The 6,666-nt window shown below is 54.5% G+C and carries 5 protein-coding genes and 1 pseudogene; all 6 read left to right on the forward strand.

Going from position 1 to position 6,666, the window contains the following annotated elements:
- The first annotated feature begins 52 nt into the window (after positions 1-52).
- A complete protein-coding gene (locus tag F3H41_RS15805) occupies positions 53-1,075 on the forward strand; it encodes an NAD-dependent epimerase/dehydratase family protein (RefSeq protein ID WP_149739637.1) in 1,023 nt (340 codons plus the stop codon).
- Positions 1,076-1,683: 608 nt separating this feature from the next.
- Positions 1,684-3,141, forward strand: coding sequence for a lipopolysaccharide biosynthesis protein (locus F3H41_RS15810; RefSeq protein ID WP_149739638.1), 1,458 nt, complete (start codon positions 1,684-1,686; stop codon positions 3,139-3,141).
- On the forward strand, positions 3,138-4,283 hold the full coding sequence (locus tag F3H41_RS15815; RefSeq protein ID WP_149739639.1) for a glycosyltransferase family 4 protein: 1,146 nt from the start codon (positions 3,138-3,140) through the stop codon (positions 4,281-4,283). The genes F3H41_RS15810 and F3H41_RS15815 overlap by 4 nt, the downstream gene beginning before the upstream one ends.
- A gap of 46 nt (positions 4,284-4,329) precedes the next feature.
- On the forward strand, positions 4,330-5,457 hold the full coding sequence (locus F3H41_RS15820; RefSeq protein WP_188129485.1) for a glycosyltransferase: 1,128 nt from the start codon (positions 4,330-4,332) through the stop codon (positions 5,455-5,457).
- Positions 5,458-5,607: 150 nt separating this feature from the next.
- Positions 5,608-6,225, forward strand: a pseudogene (locus tag F3H41_RS15825) (IS3 family transposase); the annotation flags it as partial.
- Positions 6,226-6,346: 121 nt separating this feature from the next.
- The coding region (locus tag F3H41_RS15830) for a Wzz/FepE/Etk N-terminal domain-containing protein (protein ID WP_244616226.1) at positions 6,347-6,666 on the forward strand (320 nt) is incomplete at its 3' end.

A 6,666-nucleotide genomic window follows, 5' to 3' on the forward strand; every position in this document is an offset into this window, starting at 1 on the left:
GATGGTGGGGCATAAAGTATTTAACCGTGAACTGTTTGGATAGAAATAAGAAATGATATCAGAAAACCGAACCGCCTTGGTAACTGGCTCTGCTGGCTTCATCGGATATTTCCTGTGCAAGAGGCTGCTTGCGGACGGGTTCCGCGTGATTGGTGTCGATGCAATGACTGACTATTACGACGTGGCGCTGAAGCAGCGTCGGCAGTCCATGATTATGCAATCGCAAAATTTCCGTGCGGTCAACGACAGGATAGAAACGCCTGGCCTGTTGATGGACTTATTTGCCAAGGAAAAGCCGGATGTCGTCGTCCATTTGGCCGCTCAAGCGGGAGTACGCCATTCGATCGATTTCCCGCGATCCTATTTGGAATCCAATCTCGTCGGCACGTTCGAGTTGTTGGAAGCCATGCGCGCCTTTCCGCCGGCTCACTCGCTTCTCGCTTCGACCTCATCCGCTTACGGTGCCAACACCGAAATGCCGTATATTGAAAACGTGCGCGCCGACCATCAGATGTCCTTCTATGCTGCGACGAAAAAAGCGACCGAGAGCATGACGCATTCCTATGCACATCTGTTTGACCTGCCGTCGACGATGTTCCGCTTCTTTACCGTCTATGGCCCATGGGGACGTCCAGATATGGCGCTTTTCAAATTCACCAGGGCGATCTTGGCAGGCCAGCCCATTGATGTTTACAATTACGGCGATATGAGCCGGGACTTCACCTATGTCGGGGATTTGGTCAATGCCGTCCGCCTCCTTATCGATACGCCGCCGGTGCGTCCAAAAGACGGGGTTGTGCTCGCAGGCGACAGCTTATCGCCGGTGGCTCCATTCCGCGTCGTCAATATCGGCAATTCCGAACCTGTGCAGCTGACTGCCTTCATTGAAGCCATTGAGGAGGCGACCGGAATGAAAGCGGAGCAGAAGCGGATGCCGATGCAGGCAGGAGACGTACCCGCGACTTGGGCCGACACATCACTTCTAACATCACTTACGGGGTACGCACCTCGTACCTCGGTCACCGAGGGCGTTAAGCACTTCGTCAATTGGTATCGTGACTATTTTAATGTCTAGGATTTCGCTCACCTAATTAACTCCAAGGCATCGTAAGCCTAACGGAAACGAGGGTGGATCCGGGCACCGGCGCTGGGCTTGCTTGTTGTTGAAGGTCTCGCCGAATCTGTTGTCAGGCCGTATTGGGTCAGATTGAAGTGATCTAATCGCCGTTGGATGAAATTTCAGTGGCCAGGTGAATATCTAAACGAGGTCGGTAAAGCCGGTCGCGCCAAACTGAGACAGCTAGTCAAGCCGGTGAAAGGTAAAAAATTGAGAAGGGCGTACGCGACAATCCAAGGTTTTTAGGTCATGCGCTTTTTACGCGAGTTCCAGAGCTATGATCTTCAGCCTGACAAAAGACATCCAGGGAGAAGCTCGTATCTTTGAACTGACTTTCGGCATCGGGGCACCACGCCATCCGAAGTAATGACGTTATTCGTCCAAAATCTCGAAAATAAAGGCGACAGATCAACGTAATTTGCAAAGACATTGGTTTCTATATTTGGCAGTAGAATTTTAGAAATATTAAACATAATTAAATTATTAAATAATTGTTATATGAGGCTAAATTCCAATATGCTACGAAATCATTCCGCTTATATTCTTTCAACTGGTTCAGCCTGCGCATGCTGTTGAAACAGACATGGCAATATCTGCCCGCTCAGATCATCGCACCGGCGGTCCAGATCATCTCTGTTCTGGTGTGGGCGCATCTGCTTCCATTGGAGGAAGTCGGCAAGGTGACGCTGGTCGTTGCTATGCAAGATGTGCTATTCGCCGGCCTTTTTATGTGGTGGTCGCACTTTGCACTTCGCTTCTTGCCGCGCTTTGCTACACAGGAGCAGCGGCGGGGCTTTCTTGATACGGAACTGACGGCTCTCGCGGGGTCGTCCGTTCTGCAGCTTTTGATCATGCTGATCGTAAGCCACTTCTATTTCCACGAGCCGCCCACCCCTCTCTTTTACGTCTCGGTGACGGCCTTTGTTCTGGTGCGGTCGCTCTCGACCTATCTGGCAGAGCGGGCGCGTGCGGATGTTCGCATTCTGCTTTACACGACATTGCAGGCGGCTTTCCCCGCTTTGGGACTGCTTCTGTCGATCATTGTCTGTTTCTATGTCTCGGCATCCGCAGAATATGTGCTGCTGGCAACTATGCTGCCGCAACTTGCTGGCGTTGTCATGGTCGTTCTGGTGACGGATATTGGCCGTGGCGGCGCGCGTCCAGACAAGGCAATGCTGAAGAGCGCATTCGCCTTCGGTTTACCACTGACGGTCGGCTCGATGCTCGCCGTCGTTGCCCTCAACGCGCCGCGCTTCATCGTCGATCGCATGCTGGGCATTGCCGCGACTGGTATTTTTGCGGTCAGCTACGGTCTCGGCATCCGCGCCTCAAGCTTCGCCGTGATGCTGGTGACGGCCGGTGCCTATCCGCTGGCTGTGCGCAAGATGGAAGAAGAGGGCCTTGAGGCCGCATACAGGCAACTTTCCGCCAACATGATTCTCGTGGCGCTTACCGTGGCGCCCGTCGCCTGCGGTCTGATCGGCATCAACACTTCCGTTATCCGGATATTCCTGCCGGAAACCATGTGGGAGACGGCCTATGTTCTGCTGCCGTTGTCGACGCTCTGCGGTCTTTTTCGCTATTTGCGGTCGCATACCACGGATCAGGTTTTTCTGATTCGCTCCAAGCCGCGTTATGTGACGATGATCGCCACCATCGACCTGGTTCTGGCGGTCAGTCTCACTTTTGTCGGCCTGTCGCTGTTCGGGTTGTGGGGGGCTGTGCTCGGCCCTCTCGTCACGGCGGCACTCACCTGGGCGACCAGCCTTCTGATCACGCAAATCAGGTTCGGCTTTCCCTTTCCGGGATCAGTTGTTCTGCGCATTATTGCTGCTGCAGTCATTATGATGCTGGTTGTTCTCGAACTGCCAACAACGGAATCCCCTCTGGTTCTGGCGGGGCAGGTCGGACTCGGTTGCGTCATTTACATCGCGGTACTTGCATTGTTCTTCCCGACCTATTGCGCGGTAGTCCTTCGCAGACTCAGGGCCAAGCTCCTGACACCCAAAGAGGTTCAAAAGTGAAGCTTCTCCTCCTTTCAAGCGAATTCCCGCCGCGTCTCGGTGGCATTGGAACTTACTCGCTGGAAATGGCCATGGCCGCCTGTGAGCTGGGGCTTGACGTCACGGTCGTTGCCGCCGATTACGGCGAAGACCAAACGGAAAAAGACAGAAACTTTCCTTTCAACGTCATCCGCTATCCCGGCGGCGAGCACCAAATGGGCGACATTCCGGCCAAAATTGCCCTTGTAAGGAAGATTGCCCGCGAAGCTGGTCACTTTGATTTCGTCCATGCGGCAGACTGGCCGTTTTACATGCCATTGGCCCTTTCGCGCTATCGTCGCAGCGCCAAATGCGTGCTGACGTTTCATGGTACGGAAGTGACTTTCATGCAAAACCCCAAGCGTGCCATTCTTCTGCGTTTGATGCGCTTCTGGAGCGGTTGGGCGGATTATATCGCCAACAGCCGCTATACCGGCAATCTGCTGCGTGCCGGTTTCAACCTCCCCGATAAGCGCGTGCGCTCCATTGGTCTCGGTGTTGCGGAAAGTTGGCTGGAGGCACGTGTCGACAAGCAGATCGCCCGCCAGGAGCGCGGCATTCCTGCGGAAAAATTCTTGATTGTCTCGCTTGGGCGCGTCGTTCCGCGAAAGGGGCATCTTGTTCTCGCCAGGGCGCTTGCGCTGCTGCCTGTCGATGTGCTTGCAAACATGCAATGGCAGATCGCCGGGCCGTTGCTGGACCCGCAATACGAAGCCGAGGTCCGGGCCGCAGCCAACGATCTGGCTTGTGAGACCGTGATCACCGGAAAGCTAGCCGATCAAGAGGTCAAGCTGACCTTATCATCTGCTGACCTATTCTGCCTTCCCGGCTATTTCACTGCCGATGGCGCGGTCGAAGGCTTCGGCCTGGTCTATCTAGAAGCGGGTGCTCTCGGTGTGCCGTCCGTTGCAACGAATGTCGGCGGTGTTCCGGATGCGATCGATGATGGCGAAACTGGTATTCTGGTGCCGCAGAACGACAGTGCCGCGATCGCCGCGGCCATCCTGAAACTTTACAGGGAGCCGGATGAATTGAACCGTCTTGCGAATGGCGCGCTTCTGCGTGCGCAACGGTCCGGCTGGAGGAATGTCGTGCGCCAGACCTACCAGCTTCAGTCTGTTTGATGCTCAAAGCTGTTTGCCCGCGTCCTTCCACTGCCAGAGGTGTCTAATGCCGACCATAGTCGTCTTCATGATCAATTCGCTCGCCGGCGGCGGCGCTGAACGGATCATGGCCCGCCTTGTCGCCAACTCGACAGAGTGGGCCGGCCGCTATGAAATACATCTTGTGCTTCTGGATGAGGAGAAGGCGGCATATGATCTGCCGGAATGGGTCACAGTCCACCGGCTGGACACCGGGTTTTCGCTGACAAGAGGTGTCTGGCGTGCCGTAGCGCTTATGTGGCGCCTGAGACCGGCGGTGTGTCTCAGTTTTCTATCACGGTCCAATTTCATCAATGTCATTGCTGCAAGACTTCTGGGCTACAAGGCGGTTATCAGTGAGCGGGTCAACGCATCAAGCCACCATTCGAAGACCCTTTCGGGGAAATTGGCCCGGTTTCTGACACGCTTTCTTTATCCGCATGCGGATCGGATTGTCTGCCCGTCTGCCGGCATAGCGGTTGATCTGGTGGAGAATTTCGCCGTTGCCGATGGAAAGAACGTCGTCATTCCCAATCCCATCGACACGGACAGGATCTGGCAACTGAGTAAAGAAGCGGTCACCGCACCGACGGAACGCCCTTATATTGTTGCTGTGGGACGCCTCGTCGAAAACAAGAATTTCGGCATGCTGCTAAATGCCTTTGCAATGGCTGACACGTATCTCGACCTTGTTATTCTGGGAGAAGGCCCGTTGCGCCAGGAGCTGCAAACGCAGGTCGGCGAACTTGGCTTGCAAGGGCGGGTCCACTTTCCCGGCTTTGCGAGTAATCCTTTTCCCATTATCAGCAACGCTTTTGCCTATGCCTTGCCATCGAATGCAGAAGGATTTCCCAACGGGTTGGCGGAGGCCATCAATCTGGGGGTGCCGGCAATTTCGACCAACTGCCTTTCCGGCCCCTCCGAGATTCTAGACGACAAGGGCAGCATAGCGGTTAGCTCGGTCTATAAAGCGCTTTACGGCGTTCTGGTTCCGGTTGATGACGCGTTCGCCATGGCAGAGGGCATAAAGTTGATGACGGACGAGACCATACGCCGGCACTATGCCGCGCAGGCGCTGCAAGGCGCGACCCGCTATCGCCTCACGCCTGCGATCAACGCCTATTGGCAGGTTATTGAGAATGAACTAGTGATTTGAAACTTGTGATGTGGTATTCGAGCGCATCGCGCTGATTTTTGCTAATAAACGCTGATTGTGAACAAAAAATCTAACTCTCATGCTTGGTCATCTGATGGCGGTGTTGTTGCATAGACTGTTTATTTCCACTGAGAGCTGACGCGGTAGAGTTTGATGAAGCAGGAGCAGCTGGTCGTCGCCGGGCCGCATCGACGGCGTTTTCGATCATATCTAGTAGAAATCGGTCCGGCGCCCGAGAACATAATCAATCGCGACTTCTATGCAGAAGCGCCAAACGTAAAATGTCTGACAGATAGCACCGAGTTACAGATTCCAGCCAGGAAGGTCTACCTCGCACTTATCATCGACTCCTTTGACGGTATGGTCATCACTTGGTCGATTGGAACGCAACCAGATGCGGGTCTGGTCAATACCATGCTGGACGCCGCCAGCGAGACCGTGACCGAAGTGGACGAACGGCCAATCGTCCATTCTGATCGGGGAGTTCATTATCGATGGCCAGGCTGGCTAACCCGGATCAGCGAAGCGAAGCTGGCTCGCGTGATATCCCGAAGGGTCTGGTCACAAGACAACGCCGCGTGCGAAGGCTTCTTCGGCCGGTTGAAAACGGAACTCTTCTGTCCTTGGGACTGGAAGGCCATGACAATCAAGCAGTTCGTCGCCGAGGTAGATGCATAGGTTCGCCAGTACAACGAAAAGCGCGTCAAGATATCGTTGGGGTCGCTCATCCCGGTCGAATATCATAAGAGCCTCGGCCTGATCATATAAAGCAGTCCAAGTTTTCGTCTGCCCCCGCGGGGGGGGGGGCAGTTCTCAGCGCAAATCAATCGACCGCCGTCAGATTTTTCGAATCATCTAGTTTTCTGTCCACAAGCAAGGATATTGGGTTATGAGTAGCGAAATCGATCTTAAAAGCGTGCTGGGCATGGTTCAACGCCAGGCGTTCTCAATATTTTCACTGTTCGTCTTTATCACCGTCCTCGGTGTGCTGTTTGCCTATTCTTTCACGCCAAAATATGCGGGGACGGCGCTCGTTGTGGTAGAGTCAAAGCCGTCGAACCTGCTAGATCCGCAGGCTCTCTTGAACGGAGGCATCACGGACAATGCCCGTATTGAGAGCGAGGTGAACATCATCAGCTCCGACGGCGTGCTTCTGGACGTCGTGCGCAGCCAGAACCTGATTTCCGATGACGAGTTCGGCGTCAAGCT

The sequence above is a fragment of the Rhizobium sp. RU20A genome (assembly GCF_900155885.1).
GTDB lineage: Bacteria > Pseudomonadota > Alphaproteobacteria > Rhizobiales > Rhizobiaceae > RU20A.

What these genes read in the sequence shown, in the direction of transcription:
- F3H41_RS15805 (WP_149739637.1), top strand. Translation starts at nt 53, where the DNA reads ATGATATCAGAAAACCGAACCGCCTTGGTAACTGGCTCTGCTGGCTTC.
- F3H41_RS15810 (WP_149739638.1), top strand. Translation starts at nt 1,684, where the DNA reads ATGCTGTTGAAACAGACATGGCAATATCTGCCCGCTCAGATCATCGCA.
- F3H41_RS15820 (WP_188129485.1), top strand. Translation starts at nt 4,330, where the DNA reads ATGCCGACCATAGTCGTCTTCATGATCAATTCGCTCGCCGGCGGCGGC.